General features: G+C 68.4%; 20 protein-coding genes. 12 read left to right on the top strand and 8 right to left on the bottom strand.

The window, feature by feature from the left end; translation table 11 throughout:
* Positions 1-85: 85 nt before the first annotated feature.
* The 3 genes from EDD27_RS41685 to EDD27_RS41675 all read left to right on the top strand — a co-directional run bounded on the left by EDD27_RS41685 (position 86) and on the right by EDD27_RS41675 (position 5951).
* The gene (locus tag EDD27_RS41685; RefSeq protein WP_127937320.1) at positions 86-418 is read left to right on the top strand and encodes a histone-like nucleoid-structuring protein Lsr2; all 333 of its coding nucleotides are present in this window, start codon (positions 86-88) and stop codon (positions 416-418) included.
* Positions 419-1387: 969 nt separating this feature from the next.
* The gene (locus EDD27_RS41680; protein WP_127937318.1) at positions 1388-3889 is read left to right on the top strand and encodes an ATP-dependent Clp protease ATP-binding subunit; all 2502 of its coding nucleotides are present in this window, start codon (positions 1388-1390) and stop codon (positions 3887-3889) included.
* 1123 nt (positions 3890-5012) lie between these two features.
* A complete protein-coding gene (locus EDD27_RS41675) occupies positions 5013-5951 on the top strand; it encodes a sugar phosphate isomerase/epimerase family protein (RefSeq protein WP_127937316.1) in 939 nt (312 codons plus the stop codon).
* A gap of 23 nt (positions 5952-5974) precedes the next feature.
* On the opposite strand, the gene EDD27_RS41670 is transcribed toward EDD27_RS41675, so the two are convergent.
* Positions 5975-6445 (bottom strand): MarR family winged helix-turn-helix transcriptional regulator, encoded by a 471-nt coding sequence (locus EDD27_RS41670; protein WP_206641882.1) that lies wholly within the window; start codon positions 6443-6445, stop codon positions 5975-5977.
* Between the two features lie 64 nt (positions 6446-6509).
* On the opposite strand from EDD27_RS41670, the gene EDD27_RS41665 reads away from it, so the two are divergent.
* A complete protein-coding gene (locus EDD27_RS41665; protein ID WP_127937314.1) occupies positions 6510-6887 on the top strand; it encodes a cupin domain-containing protein in 378 nt (125 codons plus the stop codon).
* A gap of 48 nt (positions 6888-6935) precedes the next feature.
* On the opposite strand, the gene EDD27_RS41660 is transcribed toward EDD27_RS41665, so the two are convergent.
* Entirely contained in the window at positions 6936-7796 is an 861-nt protein-coding gene (locus EDD27_RS41660) for an HhH-GPD family protein (protein WP_127941310.1), read from the bottom strand.
* A gap of 93 nt (positions 7797-7889) precedes the next feature.
* On the opposite strand from EDD27_RS41660, the gene EDD27_RS41655 reads away from it, so the two are divergent.
* Positions 7890-8564 (top strand): hypothetical protein, encoded by a 675-nt coding sequence (locus EDD27_RS41655; RefSeq protein ID WP_241564534.1) that lies wholly within the window; start codon positions 7890-7892, stop codon positions 8562-8564.
* Positions 8565-8581: 17 nt separating this feature from the next.
* On the opposite strand, the gene disA is transcribed toward EDD27_RS41655, so the two are convergent.
* The 5 genes from disA to EDD27_RS41630 are packed head-to-tail and all read right to left on the bottom strand — an operon-like array spanning position 8582 to position 12571.
* Entirely contained in the window at positions 8582-9658 is a 1077-nt protein-coding gene (disA, locus tag EDD27_RS41650) for a DNA integrity scanning diadenylate cyclase DisA (protein WP_127937310.1), read from the bottom strand.
* Positions 9659-9699: 41 nt separating this feature from the next.
* Entirely contained in the window at positions 9700-11106 is a 1407-nt protein-coding gene (gene radA / locus EDD27_RS41645) for a DNA repair protein RadA (RefSeq protein WP_127937308.1), read from the bottom strand.
* A gap of 36 nt (positions 11107-11142) precedes the next feature.
* On the bottom strand, positions 11143-11448 hold the full coding sequence (gene trxA / locus EDD27_RS41640) for a thioredoxin (protein WP_127937306.1): 306 nt from the start codon (positions 11446-11448) through the stop codon (positions 11143-11145).
* A gap of 3 nt (positions 11449-11451) precedes the next feature.
* Entirely contained in the window at positions 11452-11820 is a 369-nt protein-coding gene (locus tag EDD27_RS41635; protein ID WP_127937304.1) for a MerR family transcriptional regulator, read from the bottom strand.
* A 52-nt stretch (positions 11821-11872) separates the two neighbouring features.
* Positions 11873-12571: a class I SAM-dependent methyltransferase gene (locus tag EDD27_RS41630; protein ID WP_127937302.1), complete on the bottom strand. Its 699-nt coding sequence runs from the start codon at positions 12569-12571 to the stop codon at positions 11873-11875.
* Between the two features lie 155 nt (positions 12572-12726).
* Between EDD27_RS41630 and EDD27_RS41625 the strand changes: the two genes are divergently transcribed.
* The 7 genes from EDD27_RS41625 to EDD27_RS41595 all read left to right on the top strand — a co-directional run bounded on the left by EDD27_RS41625 (position 12727) and on the right by EDD27_RS41595 (position 19463).
* A complete protein-coding gene (locus EDD27_RS41625) occupies positions 12727-13536 on the top strand; it encodes a sugar phosphate isomerase/epimerase family protein (RefSeq protein ID WP_127937300.1) in 810 nt (269 codons plus the stop codon).
* Between the two features lie 11 nt (positions 13537-13547).
* Positions 13548-14303 carry a class I SAM-dependent methyltransferase gene (locus EDD27_RS41620; RefSeq protein WP_127937298.1) on the top strand — a complete coding sequence of 252 codons (756 nt, stop codon included), beginning with the start codon at positions 13548-13550 and terminating at the stop codon, positions 14301-14303.
* Between the two features lie 4 nt (positions 14304-14307).
* Positions 14308-14892, top strand: coding sequence for a TetR/AcrR family transcriptional regulator (locus EDD27_RS41615; RefSeq protein WP_127937296.1), 585 nt, complete (start codon positions 14308-14310; stop codon positions 14890-14892).
* 153 nt (positions 14893-15045) lie between these two features.
* Positions 15046-17145, top strand: a complete 2100-nt coding sequence (locus tag EDD27_RS41610) for a (Fe-S)-binding protein (RefSeq protein WP_127937294.1) — start codon at positions 15046-15048, stop codon at positions 17143-17145.
* Between the two features lie 148 nt (positions 17146-17293).
* Positions 17294-18088 (top strand): hypothetical protein, encoded by a 795-nt coding sequence (locus EDD27_RS41605; protein WP_127941309.1) that lies wholly within the window; start codon positions 17294-17296, stop codon positions 18086-18088.
* Entirely contained in the window at positions 18085-19152 is a 1068-nt protein-coding gene (locus EDD27_RS41600; protein WP_127937292.1) for a glycosyltransferase, read from the top strand. Before EDD27_RS41605 ends, EDD27_RS41600 begins: the two co-directional genes overlap by 4 nt.
* Before the next feature lie 29 nt (positions 19153-19181).
* On the top strand, positions 19182-19463 hold the full coding sequence (locus tag EDD27_RS41595) for a metal-sensitive transcriptional regulator (RefSeq protein WP_080044376.1): 282 nt from the start codon (positions 19182-19184) through the stop codon (positions 19461-19463).
* Between the two features lie 128 nt (positions 19464-19591).
* On the opposite strand, the gene EDD27_RS54910 is transcribed toward EDD27_RS41595, so the two are convergent.
* Positions 19592-19753: a hypothetical protein gene (locus EDD27_RS54910; RefSeq protein ID WP_020540796.1), complete on the bottom strand. Its 162-nt coding sequence runs from the start codon at positions 19751-19753 to the stop codon at positions 19592-19594.
* Positions 19754-19766: the final 13 nt, after the last annotated feature.

Raw genomic sequence — 19766 nt, 5'->3', positions numbered from 1 at the left:
CCTGCAGCGCTGAATTGTCTCAGCGCCTTTCCGGGTATATGTTTGGCACGGCGAATGAAACAATGCCCGCGAAAGGATTGCGTAGATGGCCAAGCAGATCCAGGAGATTCTCATCGATGACCTCGATGGGGGCGAGGCCAATGAGACGGTCAGCTTCGCTATTGACGGCTCCTCCTATGAGATTGACCTCAGCGACCTTAACGCCAAGAAGCTGAGGGACGCGCTCACGCCTTTCGTGCAGAACGCGCGCCGGGCAGGTGCCGCCTCCACGCGTCGTCGTGGGCGGGGCGGTAGCCGTGCGATGAGCAGGGAGAAGAGCTCCGAGATCCGTCAGTGGGCCAAGGCCCACGGGCTCCCGGTCAGCGAACGAGGCCGTATCGCCTCCACCGTCGTCGAGAAGTACGAGGCGGCTCACTGACGACAGAGCCGACCCACGACCATGCGCTTATGCCGTTCGCCTTGGACCCCGGCGACCGCCATAAGCGCATGATCGTCTCCAGGGTGTTCCGAATGCTGGAACATCCAGAGCATGATCTCTAACTCCCCATATGCGGGCGTTTTGGCCGTGTGGTGCGGTCGATGTCCGGCAACCGTTTCACCGGCGGGAGCTCGCATATGTGAAGGTGTCGGCTTCGCGTCCCCGAATGGTGATTCCCCGAAGTGGCCCGTTCCAGGAGAGCGGCGATGCCGGCGGCGTGCCGGGCAATGCGAGGATCTCCGCACCGCAACGTACGTTGAATGAGGTATGGGAGCCCTCCCAAGCGCCGAGTAAAACTTGAGACCGGCTCTAATCCGAGATCTCGGCTCACGATGGTGGCGCGCAGAGCAAAACCCGCTCCCCGGGCATGTGCCGCACAATGCCGAGCTCCCCATGTGCACCCAGGGCGGAATCCGTGACCACTTGGACGCCAGTGCCTGATGAGGTCGGTAACCCGGCTGACCGGATGAGAATTCGATGAGAGTCGGTAGGTGCCTGCCATGCTGGGGGCGTAGTGCGCGCACTTGGCCAACCATTGCATGGGGACATAGGATGATTGCGTAACAGATACGGGCGCGGCATCAGAGATGCGGCGGGCGTGCGATCGGCCTTGCGTCGGTGCGCTCGAAGCGTCCGGTGGCCGATCCGTGTTGATCTGCGTACGCCGCGGGCGGCAATTTAGTGCCGCCCACGAGAAGTGGCCTAAACATCGTTCGCTTGCGGCGTATCGGGAACACGTCACCCCCGAACAGTAGTTGGATGGAGGGTGAACGCCCTGCTCTCGGGGAACGTCTCTGATATAGAGCGTGTCAGCGGCGAGTGGGCACGGTTCGCCGAGCCAGGGCTAGCATGCGGGAGGACGGGACCGGATTTACCGGCCTGACTGACCGCTCTGTGAGGAGCGACGAGATGTTCGAGAGGTTCACCGACCGAGCGAGGCGTGTTGTCGTCTTGGCCCAGGAAGAGGCCAGGATGCTCAACCACAACTACATCGGCACTGAGCACATTCTTCTTGGTTTGATCCACGAAGGTGAGGGCGTTGCCGCCAAGGCTCTGGAGAGCCTGGGCATCAGCCTTGAGGGTGTGCGCCAGCAGGTCGAGGAGATCATCGGCCAGGGCCAGTCGGCTCCGTCGGGGCACATTCCTTTCACCCCGCGGGCCAAGAAGGTCCTCGAGCTGTCGCTCCGTGAGGCTTTGCAGCTGGGTCACAACTACATCGGCACCGAGCACATCCTGCTCGGGCTCATCCGCGAGGGTGAAGGTGTGGCCGCCCAGGTGCTGGTCAAGCTTGGAGCTGATCTCAACCGTGTCAGGCAGCAGGTCATCCAGTTGCTCCACGGTTACCAGGGCAAGGAGCCGGCCGCGGCCGGCGGCCCGCAGGAGTCTGCGCCGTCCACTTCCCTGGTGCTCGACCAGTTCGGCCGCAACCTGACCCAGGCCGCCCGCGAGGGCAAGCTGGATCCGGTCATCGGCCGCGAGAAGGAGATCGAGCGGGTCATGCAGGTCCTCTCCCGGAGGACCAAGAACAACCCCGTTCTCATCGGCGAGCCCGGCGTCGGCAAGACCGCCGTCGTCGAGGGCCTGTCGCAGAAGATCGTCAGGGGCGAGGTGCCCGAGACGCTGAAGGACAAGCAGCTCTACACGCTTGACCTCGGCGCTCTGGTCGCCGGCTCCCGCTACCGCGGCGACTTCGAAGAGCGCCTGAAGAAGGTGCTCAAGGAGATCCGCACGCGCGGCGACATCATCCTGTTCATCGACGAGCTGCACACGCTCGTGGGTGCGGGCGCCGCCGAGGGCGCGATCGACGCCGCCAGCATCCTCAAGCCGATGCTGGCCCGCGGCGAGCTGCAGACGATCGGCGCGACCACGCTCGACGAGTACCGCAAGTACTTGGAGAAGGACGCGGCGCTGGAGCGGCGCTTCCAGCCGATCCAGGTGGCCGAGCCCTCGCTCAGCCACACGATCGAGATCCTGAAGGGTCTGCGCGACCGCTACGAGGCGCACCACCGCGTGTCCATCACCGACGACGCGCTGGTCGCTGCCGCGCAGCTGGCCGACCGCTACATCAGCGACCGCTACCTGCCCGACAAGGCGATCGACCTCATCGACGAGGCCGGGTCCCGGATGCGCATCCGCAGGATGACCGCTCCACCGGACCTGCGCGAATACGACGAGAAGATCGCCAACGTGCGCCGCGACAAGGAGTCCGCGATCGACGCGCAGGACTTCGAGAAGGCCGCTGCCCTCCGTGACCAGGAGAAGCAGCTGCAGCTCAAGCGCGAGCGCCGGGAGAAGGAGTGGAAGGCCGGCGACATGGACGTCGTGGCCGAGGTTACCCAGGAGCTCATCGCCGAGGTCCTGGCGACGGCCACCGGCATCCCGGTCTTCAAGCTGACCGAGGAGGAGTCGCAGCGCCTGCTCCGCATGGAGGACGAGCTCCACAAGCGGATCATCGGCCAGGACGACGCCATCAAGGGCCTGTCGCGGTCCATCCGGCGCACCCGCGCCGGTCTGAAGGACCCGCGCCGTCCCGGTGGCTCGTTCATCTTCGCGGGTCCCTCCGGTGTCGGTAAGACCGAGCTGTCCAAGGCTCTGGCGGAGTTCCTCTTCGGTGACGAGGACGCTCTGATCAGCCTGGACATGTCGGAGTTCATGGAGAAGCACACCGTCTCCAGGCTGTTCGGCTCGCCTCCCGGCTACGTCGGCTACGAGGAGGGCGGCCAGCTCACGGAGAAGGTGCGGCGCAAGCCGTTCTCCGTGGTCCTGTTCGACGAGATCGAGAAGGCCCACCCCGACATCTTCAACTCGCTGCTGCAGATCCTGGAGGACGGTCGCCTGACCGACGCCCAGGGTCGGGTGGTCGACTTCAAGAACACGGTCATCATCATGACCACCAACCTCGGCACCCGGGACATCTCCAAGGGCATCGGGGTCGGGTTCGCGAAGTCCAACGACACCGAGTCCAACTACGAGCGGATGAAGTCGAAGGTGCAGGAGGAGCTCAAGCAGCACTTCCGGCCCGAGTTCCTCAACCGTGTCGACGACATCGTGGTCTTCCACCAGCTGACGCCGGCCGAGATCATCAAGATCGTGGATCTGATGCTCGCCCAGGTGGACGCCCGGCTCAAGGACCGCGACATGGGGCTCGACGTCTCGCCCGAGGCCAAGCAGCTGCTGGCCGACCGTGGTTACGACCCGGTCATGGGCGCCCGTCCGCTGCGGCGTACGATCCAGCGCGAGCTGGAGGACTCCCTGTCGGAGAAGATCCTTTACGGCGAGCTCCGTCCGGGGCAGGTCGTGAAGGTGACGATCGAGGGTGAGGGCGACAACGCCAAGTTCGTCTTCAAGGGCGAGTCGATCTCGAAGGTCCCGGACTCGGCGGCTGCCATCGCGGCCCCGATCCAGCACTGACGGCCCGTCCGTTTCTGCGCGACGAAGCCCCCGTGTGGTTCTCACACGGGGGCTTTCGCGGGTCCGGGGGCATGCTGGGGCCTGAATCCAGACAGGGGTTCCTGCGCCCGCGCAGAGCGCGCCAGGCGGGTGGGCGGCCGCCGAGCACCCGCGCAGGGCGCGGGTGGCCCGTGCAGGAGGGTTCTCGGCGACGACGCTCGTCGCCGTCGTCGTGCCGATCAGGTGCCGAGCGCGCCAGGCGAATGGGTCGGTCGCCGAGCACACGGGAGCGGAGCGCGCTGGTGGCCCGTGCAAGAGGGTTGTCGGCGACAACACCCGTCGCTGTTGCTTTGTCGATCACGCGCCGGGCGGCCCTGCACGCCGCCGCGTGCATGTCCTGCGCCCCGGGATTGCGCCCGTTGCGTCCGGCCCCCCACGCCGCCCTGTGCTCTGTGCGCGATGCGGTGGTCTGTGCGGAATGCGATGCGCTCCGAGCGCTGGTGCGATGTGCTGAGCGTGGGGGTGAGATGCGCCGTACTCGGTGTGGTGTGCTGATCGCTGGCGTGAGATGCGCCGTGCTAGAGCGGGGCGATGATCGCTGGAGTGAGATGCGCTGTGCTCGGTGCGATACGGTGAGCGCTGTCTGGGATGCGGAGTGCTCTGTGCGTAGCCTGCGATGGTCCGTGCTGAGGCTTCGCGCCCTGCGGCATCCAGCCTGCTCTCGCGTTGCCAGGCCCACGGTCTTCGCCAGGTGCCTGTGAACCCACAGTGCGGCTCCCGCCCCACCGGATTGGGGGATGCGGGCCTACGCGTTGTTCTGGGGACGTCTGCGGTGCGTGCTGGATGGGCATAAATGCCCCAATTGGGGCAAAGGTGGCAATGGTGGGGAATTTGGTCGTTGCCTAATTGTTGGATGAGCGGCTATACCACCACCGCTAGTAGTACTACACTGCGTAGAGCTTCGCCAAGTCTCATCCAAGTGAGCCACAAGATCGTGTTCCTAGGTTGGGCGCTGCTCCCCAGGGAGTAGTCGCAAATCAACTCAGGGCGGACGCGTGCGCCACCCGGGAGCAGGCATGCTCGACAAGGTTCGCGCGTCTGGGGCGGGCGACGGGAACACACAAGCAAGCCGTGGAGGAAACCGATGCGCCTGCGTCACGACGACGGAACGCTCGTACACCTCGCCTACAACGCGGGTGTCCACCCTGCTGAGGATCTGGAGAACCTGATCGCGCACCTGACCCGCTACGCGGTGCCCGTGCGCAAGCGGCTGGGTGTCGAGCGGATGGGCATCGGGCTCTGGCTCTCGCCGAGCGTCGCCGACCACCTCACGGCCGACCGCATCGAGCTCGTACGGCTGCGCCGCTCCTTGGAGGAGCGCGGTCTCGAGGTCGTGAGCCTCAACGGCACCGGTGGCCGCAACCAGGAGGTCCCCGGCCCCGACTGGGCCAAGCCGGAGCGATACCGCTACACCATGGCGCTGGCCAAGATCCTGGCGTTCCTGCTGCCCGACGACGTGCGGTTCGGCAGCATCTCGACGATTCCGATCGGCTGGCGCCGCGACTGGCCTGCCGATCTGCACGCGATCGCCACCCGCCGCCTGGAGCGGCTCGCCCGCGAGCTGCGCGGCATCTACAGCGTCACCGGCAAGACGATCAGGGTCGGGTTCGAGCCGTGGCCCGGGTGCGTGCTGGAGACCACGGAGCAGGCGCTCGAGCGGGTGTGCGGGATCGACTCCGAACACCTGGGCGTGTGCCTGGACGCCTGCAATCTCGCCTGCGGGGCCGAGGAGCCGGGGTTGGCGCTGAAGGGACTGGCGGAGGCGGGAGCGCCTGTCGTCAAGCTGGGACACGTGCACAATCACGCCGGCGAGACCACGAACACCGGCGCGGTGCTGCACGACACGTTGACGGCGATGTTGTCGGGCGCGGTGAGCGGGAGTGCGCACATCGAGGTCGAGATGCACAACCTGATCGTTCCCGGCCGGGCCAAGGGCCCGGGCGCGCTGGTGTCGATGCTGGCCGAGGAGCTGGCCTGGGCCCGCACCAACCTCACCGGCCTCGGTCTCCAGCTCGCCGCCTGAGCCGGCCCCGGGCTCTTACCTCGTCACAGGGAGCCGAACCAGCCCGGCATGTCCAGGCGCCACGGGTTGGCCGGGGTGAGCTTGCGCAGGTCGGACTCGAGCGCCCGCAGGCGGTCTTCGCCCAGCTCCACGGCCCACCGGGCACGCAGGGTGTCGAAGATGCGGGCCGAGCGGCCCAGTGCGTCCAGCCCGTACGGAGTGAGGCGGACGATCTTGCGCCGCGTGTCGTCCGGGTCGGTGGTGCGTTCGACGTAACCGATGCGCTCCAGGGCGTCGATGGTCTTGCCGGCCGCCTGCTTGGAGACGCCGAGCGTGCGGCCGAGCTCTACGGCCGTGGTGCCCTGCGGGCCGATGGCCTGCATGACAAATCCATGCATGGGGCGTATGTCCGGATGCCCCTGTCTGGACAGCTCGGCATGGAGCTCGTCGATGAGCGCTCTGAACGCCAGCAGCAGGCGTAGCGGGAGTTCGAAGCCCGGGGTATCACTTGACATTATAGACAACCTGGTTGACTATATCGATGGACAACATGGTTGCCTATTTTAGGAGGTTCACGAGATGACTGTCATCCGCGCCGCCGACGCCCGGCGATCGGAAACGCCGGGCGGGGTCATGACGACATTCGCATCGCCGACGCAGGGAGGCGCCGAACGCGCGCTCTGGCGGGTGGACGCCCGGCCCGGTGCCGAGGGGCCGGTGCACGACTTCGACGTCGAGCAGGTGTGGACCTGGATTGCCGGGGCGGCGACCGTCGAGCTGGGCGGCGAGACCTACTCCGTGGCCGCCGGCGACACCGTCGTCATGCCGGCACGGACGGTGCGGCGGGTGCTGGCCGACCCGGCCGACGGATACACCGCCGTCGTCACGGCATCGGCCGGCGCCAGGGCCATGTCCCCCGATGGGGCGGACTTCGGCGTTCCACCCTGGATTGGGTGACGCCGAGGTGATGACGGGAGCGCGGGCGGCACGCGAGGACGTGGTGGGTCAGGCGTGGGGGAGGCGGTAGGTGCCGTCGTCGAGTGCCTCGGCCAGGCCGTCCGCGATGAGGCCGTCCAGGGCGCGCTCACGTTGTACGGCGTCGTCCCACACCACGTCCAGCGCCTCCTTGGGGACCGGCCCGTGGGCGGCGCGCAACACCGCCAGCAGCCTGCCCCGGCACTGGCGATCGGTGCCCGCGTACGTCTGGCCCTTGCGCGCCGGACCGGCGTGCGGCGGCTTGCCGGCCAGGCGCCACGCGCACACCTGCGCGATCGGGCAGTCCGCGCAGCGCGGGGCCCTGGCCGTGCAGACCAGCGCGCCCAGCTCCATCACCGCCACGCCCCAGCGGGCCGCGCCCAGCTCGGGCAGGAGGCTCTCCGCCAGCCGCCGCTCGGCCGCCGACGTGGCCGTGGGCGGGTATTCCTCGGCGCGTACCGCCCTGGCGAACACCCGGCGGACGTTCGTGTCCAGGACGGCGTGCCGGCCGCCGTAGGCGAAGCTGGCGACCGCGGCGGCGGTGTACTCCCCGATGCCGGGCAGCGACAGCAGGGTCGCGTGGTCGGCCGGCACCTCGCCGCCGTGCTCGTCGGTGATGGCCCTGGCGCAGGCGTGCAGGCGCAGCGCCCGGCGCGGGTAGCCGAGCCTGCCCCAGTGACGCACGGCCTCGCCCGGCTGCTCGGCGGCCAGATCCTTGGGGGTCGGCCACCGGGCCATCCAGTCGTGCCACACCGGCAACACCCGTACGACCGGGGTCTGCTGGAGCATGATCTCGCTGACGAGCACGCCCCACGGTGTCGCGTCGGCGGCTCGCCACGGAAGGTCCCTCGCGTTGTCCTCGTACCAACTCAGCACAGGGCCGTGCAACATGTTCGGATCGACCACGCGGTCAAGGGTATGGCTCCGTGAATAGTCTCGGCGTGTCGTCACTCCAAGTGGCCCTCGAACACCATGCTGTGCGGTATGGATCCGGACACGATGCGTGAGGACGGCGGTGACGTCTACTGGCGGCGTCGGATGAGTGTGCTGGTGGCAGTGCTCGTCGTGGTGGCCGTGGTGGCATGGGCCTGTTCCAGCGGGGGCAGCGGGCCGGAACGCGCGTCCAGCGCCCAATCCTCACCGAGTGCGACACCCGCCCCCGATCCTCTGCTTGCGGGCCTGCGTACCCTCGCGATGGGCACGGCCAACCCGTCTGCCACCCCCAGCCCCACCAAGACGACCGCTTCCGCGCGGCCCAAACGTCCCGGCGAGCCTTGCGCCGAGGAGGACCTCGTGCTCAGCCTCCAGGGCGGCAAGGACAAGGTCTACGCGGGGGGCATCCCGCCCAGCTTCATCGTCACGCTGGTGAACACCGGCCCGGTGATGTGCAAGGCCGACGTGGGCCCGCGGGCCATGGAGATCCGCATCACCTCGGGAGCGGACCGCATCTGGTCCACCGCCGACTGCGTCAGCGGTGACGGGACGGACATCAAGGAACTGCAGCGGGGGGTTCCCTACGTTCATACGTTGAGCTGGGACCGACGCCGCTCCAGCACCGACTGCCGCTCCACCCCCGCCTACGCCTTGCCCGGGACGTATGTGGTCACCGCCCGCCTGGGCAAGCTCCGCAGCACCAAGGGCGTCTTCCACCTGCGCTAGATCATCCCGGCCGGCGGTTACACGTACCGTTCGAGGATGGAGGACTCGGCCAGGCGGGAGAGGCCCTCGCGGACGCTGCGGGCGCGGGACTCGCCGACGCCGCCCACCACCTGCAGGTCGTCGATGCTGGCCGCCAGCAGCTTCTGCAGGCTGCCGAAGTGATTGACCAGGCGGTCCACCACCGTGGCGGGCAGCCGGGGGACCTTGGCGAGCAGGCGGAAGCCGCGGGGGCTGACCGGGCTGTCCAGCTTTTCCGTGCCGTTGTGGCCGAGGACGTGGGCGACGGCCGAGAGGTCCAAGAGCTCGCTGCCCGACAGCGCGTCGAGCTCGTGCATGGCGTCCGCCAGGCGCTTCTGGCGCCGCGTGGCGGGGGCGGGGAGGTAGTCGCGGATCACCAGCTCACGCTCGGAGTCCACGCCCGCCACCAGCTCGTCGAGCTGCAGGGACAGCAGGCGGCCGTCCGTGCCGAGCTCCACGACATAGCCCTTGATCTCGTCCGAGATGCGCCGGACCATTTCGAGGCGCTGCACCACGGCGGCCACGTCCCTGACGGTGACGAGGTCCTCGATCTCCAGGGCCGACAGGGTGCCGGAGACCTCGTCGAGACGGTGCTTGTAGCGCTCTAGGGTGGCCAGGGCCTGGTTGGCCTTGGAGAGGATGGCCGCGGACTCCTCCAGGACGTAGCGGATGCCGTCGAGGTAGAGCGCGATGATCCGCATCGACTTGCTGATCGCGATGATGGGCAGGCCGGTCTGCCGGGCGACGCGCTGGGCGGTGCGGTGGCGGGTGCCGGACTCGTCGGTGGGGATGGAGGGGTCGGGCACGAGGTGTACGGCGGCGCGTACGATCTTGTGGTCGTTGCTCAGCACGATCGCGCCGTCCATCTTGGCCAGCTCGCGCAGCCGGGTGGCGGAGAACTCGACGTCGAGCTCGAAACCGCCGCTGCAGACCGCCTCGACGTCCCGGTTGTAGCCGAGCACGATCAGCCCGCCGGTCTGCCCGCGCAGGATCCGCTCGAGGCCGTCGCGCAACGGTGTGCCCGGGGCCACTGCGGCCAGGGCTTCCCGACGGCGTTCGTCCAGACTCCTATCCACCTGACCCCCGTGTCGATCGGTCAGGCTCAGCTTAGCCGCGCTTATGTGACGTGTGTGAGTGCGTCCCAAACGTTCTCCGCCTGGACGACCTCGAACCCGGGCGCGAAAGCCACAGGTCCCACCGGCACCAGAGCACGTTGCCCGTTGCGCCGGCGAGCGCCGTCCTCCAGGGATCCGGCCGGTACGAGCGCGCGTTTGAAACCCAGCCTGGCGGCCTCGGTCAACCTCCGGCGTACGTCCTTGACCGGACGAAGCTCCCCGGCCAGACCCACTTCGCCCAGGGCCACCAATCCCGGCGGCAGCGGCTTGTCACCGGCGGCGCTGGCCACCGCGAGCATGACCGACAGATCCACGGCCGGGTCGGCCAGCTTGATGCCGCCCACGGTGGCGGTGAACACGTCGCAACCACCGAGGCGGGCGTTGAGCCGGCGCTCCAGGACGGCCAGGATCATCTGCACGCGGTAGGTGTCGAGGCCGGAGGACGTGCGCCGGGGCTGCTGCGCCTCGGTGCGGGCGACCAGGGCCTGGACCTCGGCGGGCAGCGGGCGGGTGCCCTCGACCGTGACCGTGACGCACGTGCCGGGCACCGGCTCGCTGCGCCGGGAGACGAACAGGCCGCTCGGGTCGGTGATGCCTTCGATGCCGCGCTCGTGCAGGTCGAAGCAGCCGACCTCGTCGGTGGGGCCGAACCGGTTTTTGATCGCGCGCACCATCCGGAGCCTGGAGTGGCGGTCGCCCTCGAAGTTGAGCACCACGTCGACCAGGTGCTCGAGCGTGCGGGGGCCGGCGATGGAGCCTTCTTTGGTGACGTGGCCGACGAGCACCGTGGCCATGTTGCGCTCCTTGGCCAGGCGCACGAGATTGGCGGCCACCTCGCGCACCTGTGTCACCCCGCCGGCCACGCCGGTGGCCTGGGCGGAGCCGACCGTCTGCACCGAGTCGACGACGAGGAGCGTGGGCTGGACCTTCTCCACGTGCGTCACCAGGGCCGACAGCTCGGTCTCCGCGGCGAGGTAGAGATTGGCCTCGATGGCGCCGATGCGGTCGGCCCGCAACCGCACCTGGGCGGCCGACTCCTCGCCCGTCACGTAGAGCACGGTCTCGCGCTGGGCGATGCGCGCCGCCGCCTCCAGCAGGAGCGTGGACTTGCCGATGCCGGGCTCGCCCGCGAGCAGCACGACCGCGCCGGGCACCAGGCCGCCGCCGAGCACCCGGTCGAGCTCGCTCACACCGGTCGTGCGCGCGGCCGCGACCTCGGCCCTGACCTGGCCGATCGGGACGGCGGGCGAGGTGGTGGCGCCGCCCTGCACGATGGTGACGCCGGCTCGGGCGCCTTCCTCGTCGACCGTGCCCCATGCCTGGCACTCACCGCACCGCCCCACCCATTTGGTGGTGCGCCAACCGCACTCGGCGCAGCGGTATCCGGGCTTCTGGGCTGACTTGGCCATGCCGAGCAGGGTAGCGGCCCGGGCCGACAATCTTGACTAGACGAGGCCCAGGTCGGCCTCCAGGAGGCGCTTGGGCTTGGCGCCGACCACGCGCTTGACCGGTTCGCCGTTCTCGAACAAGATCAGCGTGGGGATGCCCATCACGCCGTACTTGGCCATGATCTCCGGGTTCTCGTCGGTGTTGAGCTTGCCGATCGTCAGGCCGCGCTCGGCCTCGATCTGCTCCAGCACGGGCGCCACCATCCGGCAGGGACCGCACCACTCGGCCCAGAAGTCCACCAGCACCGGCCGGTCGCTCTTGAGCACCTGCTCCTCGAAGTTGGCCGTGGTCAATGTGATCATGTGTCATCCCCTGACAAAGCAACCTGGGCACGATTGGGCGAGCTGGGCGGCCACCTCGGCGCGGCGGGTGAGCAGGAGACGGATCTCCTCGTCGATCTCGGCCAACTTGCGCTGGTAGACCTCGACCGACTCGGCGCACGAGCCGCCCGTGCTGTGCCCGCTGCGCAGGCAGTCCACGAACGGCCGGGTGTCCTCCAGGGTGAAGCCGACGGCGAGCAGCGCCCGGATCTCCGAGACCAGCTTGACGTCGTCCTCGGTGTACTGCCGGTAGCCGTTGGATCCGCGCCGGGCTTTGAGCAGCCCGTGCTGTTCGTAGTAGCGGAGCGAGCGGGTGCTCACCCCGGTACGTTCCGCCAGCTCTCCGATGCGCATACCCCCAAAGGTAAACGTTGACACTGACGTCAAGGTCAAGCGTGGGGGATGCTCAGTAGTAGCGCCAGCGCAACACGTTCGGATAGGAGAGCTCCAGGCCGGGCGTCTCGGCGATGGCCTGCTCGGCCACCTCGGGTGCGAACTCGATGCGCAGCACCGCTTCCAGGTCCGCCCGCCGCTCGAAGGCCATGCGCAGGTCGAGCGGCTGACGCTGCCACCCGTGGCGGTCCCAGAACGCCTCGACCTCGCGTGCCGAGTACGTCGGCACGGTATGCGAGAACCACCGCCCGAACGACCCCCGCGTCGCGTCCAGGTCGATGACGAAGGCCGCGCCGCCGCGGCGTACCACCCTCGACAGTTCCCGCAGCCCCGGCTCGCAGCCGGGGCCGAAGAAGTACGCCCACCGCGCCATCGCCACGTCGACGCTGGCGTCCGGCAACGGCAGGTCCTGTGCCGCGGCGGCGTGCACGGTCACCGTGGCCAGCCCCGCGCAGCGGCGGCGGGCGAGCACGGCCAGATCGCCGTGCGGCTCCACGCCGATCACGCGCGCGGCGGACGCGGCCAGCACCGGCAGGTGGTATCCGGTGCCGCAGCCGATGTCGAGCACAGTGGCGCCGTCCCAGGGGCGCAGGGCGCGCATCGCCGCGTCGGCCGCGCCCTCGGGGTCGACGGCGCGGTTCTCCAACTCGTAGACCTGGGGTGCGTTCCAGATGTTCGGGCTCGGGATCGCGCCTTTGGCTATCCGTGGCATGACTCAACGGTAGGGGCAAACTTCGTTTGCACCCTGCTGTGGCCCGCTGAACGCGGCCCACAGTAGAGGCACGGCTACCTGCGTCGGATCGCTGGAGACGGCTCACCACAGGGGGCTAGTGCGCCATATCCGGTTCTCCGGCTTAGGCTGGCAGCGTGGCTGATGTCATCCGCGTGCCCAATGCGAAGATCGCATTGTCCACTGCCTCGGTATATCCGGAACGCACTCCTGACGCGTTCGAGCTGGCCGCCCGCCTGGGCTACGACGGCGTGGAGATCATGGTCGGCGCCGACCCGGTGAGCCAGGACATCGACGTGATCGAGCGGCTCTCCGACCACTATCAAGTCCCCGTGCTGGCCATCCACGCCCCCTGCCTCCTGGTGACCCAGCGGGTCTGGGGCCGCGACCCCTGGGCCAAGCTGGTCAAGGCGCAGAAGGCGGCCGAGCGCCTGGGCGCCTCCACGGTCGTGGTGCATCCGCCGTTTCGCTGGCAGCGCGACTACGCGCGCGACTTCGAGACCGGGCTGGCCAGGATGCGCGACGAGACCGACATCACGTTCGCGGTCGAGAACATGTTCCCGCTGCGTGCCAGGGGCAACGACGTCGTGCCTTACTCGCCCGGCTGGAACCCGATCGACTACGACTTCCCCCAGGTCACCCTGGACCTGTCGCACACGGCGGTGTCAGGCTCGGACGCCATGGAGATGGCAGCCAAGCTCGGCGACCGGCTGGCCCACCTGCACCTGGCCGACGGCATCGGGGTGACGAACAAGGACGAGCACCTGGTGCCGGGCAGGGGCAACCAGCCGTGCGCCCAGATGCTGGAGCGCCTGGCCAACACCGGCTACTCCGGCCTGGTCGTCCTCGAGATCAACACGCGCAAGGCGGCCAGCCGCACCGAGCGGATCGACGACCTGGCGGAGGGGCTGGCCTTCGCGCGGCTGCACCTGGCGGCGTCCACATGAACATCGGGCCGATGAGGGATCTTGGCCGGGTGTTCGACCGCGTCGCCGACGCCTACGACGCGGGCCGGCCCAGCTACCCCGACGAGATGTATCGAGCCGTGAGCGAGCTGACCGGCGTCGACCTCGATGGCGCCACGACGGTGGACGTGGGGGCGGGCACGGGCATTCTGACGCGGGCGCTCAGGGCGCGCGGCTCGCATGTCATCGCCGTCGACCCTGGTGCGGAGATGCTGGCCAGGCTCATGTCCAGGTCACAGAACGGCACGCCGGCGGTCGCGGCGGTGCAGGGCGACGGCAACGCGCTGCCGCTGGCGGACGGGGTGGCCGACCTGGTGGCGTACGGCCAGTCGTGGCACTGGCTGGACCCCGTGGTTTCGATCGCCGAGGCCAGGCGGGTGCTGCGGCCGCGGGGCGCGATCGTGGGCTGCTGGAATCTCCACCACGCCGCCCAGGCCGACTGGCTGGCCGCCTATGAGGCGCGCCTGGCCGAGGAGGTCCCCTCCTACTGGGGGCCGGCGGTCGAGCAGTGGTCGGTGCCGCCCATCGCCTCGGCCTTCGAGGTGATCGAGGAGCGGTGGATCCCGTGGACGCGGCTGGTCGGCATCGAGGACTTCCTCCTAGGCCTGCGCTCGCACTCGTACATGGCGGCGTTGTCGGCGCAGGCGGCTGACGCGCTCGTCGAACGGCAGCGGGCGGAGCTGCGCAAGGACTTCCCGGAGGGCCTGCTGTCCGTGCCGATGCGGGTCTATCTGGCGGTGGGCCGGTGACGTTGTGAGCACGACAAAGAGGCGTCCGGGGCGTCGGCCCGGGTCCGCCGACACGCGCGGAGAGATCCTGGCGGCGGCCAGGAAGGTGTTCGCCGAGAAGGGGTTCGACAAGGCCACGGTGCGCGGCATCGCGAGGGAGGCCAAGGTCGATCCCGCTCTCGTGCACCACTACTTCGAGACCAAGGAGGGCATGTTCGCGGCGGCCATGCAGCTGCCGGTCAGCCCCGAGACGGTCATCCCGCTGCTGCTGGAGGGCCCGCGCGAGGAGATCGGCGAGCGGCTGGTACGCCTGATCCTGCGTGTCACCGCGTCGCCGGAGACGCGAGAGCCGTTGGTCGCGCTGATCCGCTCGGCCATGACCAATGAGCAGGCGGCCACGATGATGCGGGAGTTCATCACCAACGCCCTGCTCTACCAGGTGGCCGACCAGCTGAAGGTGCCGCACCTGCGGATCGAGGCCGCGTTCGGCCAGATGTTCGGCGTGGTCTTGGGACGCTACGTGCTCAAGCTGGAGCCGCTGGCGAGCGCCGATCCCGAGGAGCTGGTCGAGTTGCTGGGGCCGACCATCCAGAGGTACTTCGCCGGTTAGAGTCTCAGCGAGTAGAGCATTGTTCTGAACAGCGCGGTGACCTTAGGGTATGTCGCGTACCTTGCGAATGTTACCGGCGGGTAGGATTCGGGTAGCGGTCCGTGGAACGGGTGACCGTACGCTGGCAGCCAACGTCGTCTGTGGGAGGAACCCGTGCTCTGGGTAGCCATCATCGGACTCGTCATGACCGTCCTGGCGGTGGCCGTCGCCGGCCGCAGGGCGCTGTTCCTGTACAAGCTGGCGACCGTGGGCCCGCCCGCGCCCGAGCGGATCGAGTACGCCAAGACGCACGCCGCCGACGAGGTCAAGGCGCAGCTGGTGGAGGTGTTCGGGCAGAAGAAGCTGCTCAAGTGGACGCCGTCGGGCACCGCGCACTTCTTCGTCATGTGGGCGTTCTTCATCCTGCTGACCGTCTACATCGAGGCGTACGGCGCGATCATCCAAGGTGCGATCACCGGCCGGCCGAACTTCCACATCCCGCTCATCGGGACCTGGGGCGTGCTGGGCTTCCTGCAGGACTTCATCGCGGTGGCCTGCCTGGCCGGCCTGGCGGTCTTCGCGGGCATCCGGATCAAGAACGCGCCCACGAAGCTCGGCCGCGACTCCCGCTTCTCCGGGTCCCACCTCGGCGGCGCGTGGCTCGTGCTCTTCATGATCTTCAACATCATCTGGACGCTGTTCCTGGCCCGGGGCGCGGCGGCGGCCAACGGGAACTTCCCGTACTCCTCGGGCGCGTTCGTCTCCCTGGCGCTCGGCGACGTGCTGCCGCAGAGCGCGCTGCTGGAGGACATCGCGCTGCTCCTGCACATCGGCTTCATGCTGGTGTTCCTGGTGATCGTGGTGAACTCCAAGCACCTGCACATCTTCACCGCGCCGCTCAACGTGCTCTTCTCCCGCCGCCCTGACGGCCTGGGCGGAGCGCCGGAGATGCGGGTGGACGGCAAGCCGGTGGACTTCGAGGACGAGGACCTCGACCCCGAGCGGCTGGGGCGCGGCAAGATCGGCGACACCACATGGAAGGGCTTCCTGGACTTCTACTCCTGCACGGAGTGCGGCCGTTGCCAGTCGCAGTGCCCGGCGTGGAACACCGACAAGCCGCTCTCGCCGAAGATGCTCATCCTCGACCAGCGTGACCACGCGTTCAAGGTGGCTCCTTACCTGATGGCCGCGAGCACGGAGCACGCCGACAAGGACGTGCTGGCGCTGCTGGAGAAGCCGCTGGTCGGCGAGGAGGGTGTGATCCACCCGGACGTGCTGTGGTCGTGCACCAACTGCGGCGCGTGCGTCGAGCAGTGCCCCGTGGACATCGAGCACATCGACCACATCCTCGACATGCGCCGCTACCAGGTGATGGTCGAGTCGTCGTTCCCGTCCGAGGCGGGGGTGATGGTCAAGAACCTGGAGAACAAGGGCAACCCGTGGGGCATGTCCGAGATGAAGCGGGCCGACTGGATCGAGGAGTTGGACTTCGAGGTCGAGGTCGTCGACGAGAAGATGCCCGAGGACGCCGAATACCTGTTCTGGGTGGGGTGCGCCGGCGCGCTCGAGGACCGGGCCAAGAAGACCACCAAGGCGGTGGCGGAGCTGCTGCACATCGCGGGCGTGAAGTTCGCGGTGCTCGGGCCGATGGAGGCGTGCACCGGCGACCCGGCCCGCCGCCTGGGCATGGAATACCTGTTCAACATGCTCGCCCAGCAGAACATCGAGACGCTGAACGAGGCGGGCGTCAAGAAGATCGTCGCCACCTGCCCGCACTGCTTCAACACGCTCGCCAACGAGTATCCGCAGCTCGGCGGCACGTACGAGGTCGTGCACCACACGCAGCTGCTGTCGAAGCTGGTGGACGAGGGCCTGCTCACCCCGATCACGCCGATCGAGGAGAAGATCACCTACCACGACCCGTGCTTCCTCGGCCGCCACAACAAGGTTTACTCCCAGCCCCGCGACATCATGTCCAAGGTGCCCGGCGTCACGACGCAGGAGATGCACCGGCACAAGGACCGCGGCTTCTGCTGTGGCGCGGGCGGCGCGCGCATGTGGATGGAGGAGCGCATCGGCAAGCGCATCAACACCGAGCGCGTGGACGAGGCGCTGACCACCAACCCGGACACCGTCTCCACGGCCTGCCCGTTCTGCATGGTGATGCTCGGTGACGCGATCAACGAGAAGAAGAACAACGGCGAGGCCAAGGAGTCACTCGAAGTCGTGGACGTGGCCCAGCTCTTGATCAAATCGGTCAAGGGCGCTTCCTGACTGTGAAATGTCGGACTCCTCCACACGTGCGGTGGAGGAGTTTCGCACGTCAGCGGGTGTGGTTACAAGAAATCTGCCATCCACATAACGGGAAAATCACGGTAACCTCAACGTCGCATGGCTCTATTCGACGGGGAGGGGGCTCGTGATGGGCGTCGTCGTCACCGACGCCGAGGTCACCCTGGCTGACGTGCTCTCCCTGCGACTGGCCATCGACGAACCACTGGAGGACGGCACAGAGCTCGTCCTCAGGCACCGCACCACGGGGGTGGAGCGTGACGTGCGGCTTGGGAGGCCGGGCGCGCGCTCGCGCGAGGCCACGCTCGCGGTCTCGCTGGCGCCGCTGGATCTCAGCGCCGGGCGCTGGGACGCGTACCTGCGTCGCGACGGCAAGCGCAGCAGGCTGCGCAGCGTCGATCCGGGCTTCTCGCTCGACCACCTCGACGCGTACGCCCTGTGCAAGCGCACTCTCGCCTACCGCTCCTACCGGACCCGCAACGGGTTCCTGGCCTTGAAGATCTCCGATGCGGAGCCGGCGGCAGAGGTCCGCGCGATCTGGTTCAGGGAGGGTCGCTTCGAGGTGATGGGCCTGCTGGTCTACACCGGGCTCGAGGACGACGACTCCCGCCACGAGGCCACGCTGACCCTGGACCGCAGGCAGACCAGCGCGCGGCTGTCGGCGACGGCGTTCGTTCAAGGTGTGCGTTTCCACGCCGCCTTCTCGCTCGTGGACGTGGTGGCCGCCGATCCCGACGCCGTCGGCATCTGGGAGCCCGCGCTGCAGGTCGAGGGCGTGCCCACACCGCTGAAGCTGGGCGCCTGGCTCGACGACGTGGACGGCAAGCGCCGCCGGCTGCACTACCCCTCGGCCAAGGTGGACGGCGTGCCGATCAGGCCCTGCTACACCGCCGACGACGAGCTGCGCATCGAGGTGGGCGGATGAAGGTCAGCCTGGTCCTGCCCTCCGCGTACAGCATGCGGGGCGACGTGCGGGCCACGCTCAACCTCGCCTCGGCGCTGGCCAAGCGGCACGAGGTCGAGGTGATCAGCGTACGGCGGCAGAAGGAGAAGCCGTTCTTCCCCGTCGGCTCCGACGTGGCCATGCGCAGCGTCGTCGACGTCCGGCCCGGGGTCAGGCATCTGCTCCCGCGCGGTCAGGTACGCACCGAGGTGGCGCTGTGGCGGGTGCTGCGCGGGCTGAAGTGCGACGTGCTGATCACCACCCGGCCGGCGCTCGGCGTGCAGGCCGCCAGGCACGCTCCCCGCGAGATGCTGAAGATCGCCAGGGAGTGGGCACGACCGGCCGTGCCGGGGCCGGTGAAACGCTTCTACCCGCGCCTGAGCGCCGTCGTGACGGCCACGGAGTCGGCCCAGGAGGAGTGGACCAGGCTCCTGGAAGGCGGGCCCGCCGTGCACTCCGTACAGGACGCGCTGCCGGCCGGTCCGTGGCCGCGCTCGCGGATGGACAACAGGATCGTGGCCGCCGGTGGGCGGTGGGTCCCGGTCAAGGCGTACCACCGGCTGATCAAGGCGTTCGCCGTCGTGGCCGACAAGCGGCCCGACTGGAGGCTGCGGCTGTACGGCGGCGGCCCCGAGGAGCGGCGGCTGCGTGCGCTGGTGCGCGAGCTGGACCTGCACAACCACGTCTACTTCATGGGCACCACGCCGGACCTGGCGGGCGAGTTCGCCAAGGCGTCGATCGTGGCCAACACCTCGCGTGGTGAGGACCACTCCATGACGGTGCTCGAGGCCATGGGGTGCGGGGTGCCGGTGGTGGCGTTCGAGGGGGCCAGGGGGCCGACGGAGTTCGTGGCCACGGGCTACAACGGGGTGCTGGTGCCCGAGTCCGAGGCCGACCTGCACCTGTTCGCCGCTGCGCTGCTCGCGCTGATCGACGACGAGCGCAGGCGGCGCTCGCTCGCGGCCGGAGCGCTGGACACGGCGCAGCGCCACTCGGCCGACGAGGTGGCCGAGCAGTGGGAAAAGCTGATCACGGAACTCCGCTGACCGATACCGGTTCCGGGTACCGTAGAAGCATGCATGGGTACAGCGGGGACAAGCAGGCATATCTGACGCGGCTCAGGCGAATCGAGGGCCAGATCAGGGGTCTGCAGCGAATGGTCGATGACGACGCATACTGCATCGACGTGCTCACCCAGGTCTCCGCGGCCACGCGGGCACTGCAGGCGGTGGCGCTGGGGCTGCTCGAGGAGCACATTTCACATTGCGTGGCGGACGCGATCAACACTGGCGGTCCCGAGGCCGAGGCGAAGGTTAAGGAGGCCTCTGCGGCGATCGCGCGCCTCGTGCGTTCCTAGTCTGCAACGTCTTCGACGTCCGAGGAAATATGAGGATGCCTCATTCATGCGGAGGAGACGTGACTAGTTATGCGAAACCCCGGGAACTAGGTTCCCGGGGTCAGTAATCGTGATGATCGTATGGTCCTTCAGCGGCTCGCCGAAGTCCGCAATCCGAGCGCGTCGTCGAGTTCGTCCAAGGTCAGCCGCCGCTCGCTGACAGCCACGGCCGTGAGCACCTCGGCATAAAGCGCAATCTCGTCCAACGCGACACGGTCGTGGACCCGAGAGTCCAGGTCGTCGTGCCCCACCGCGTCGTCCTTT

The organism is Nonomuraea polychroma, from assembly GCF_004011505.1.
Taxonomy (GTDB): domain Bacteria; phylum Actinomycetota; class Actinomycetes; order Streptosporangiales; family Streptosporangiaceae; genus Nonomuraea; species Nonomuraea polychroma.
Note: the sequence above shows the minus strand (reverse complement) of the source record. Positions and strands in the feature narration are given on the sequence as shown.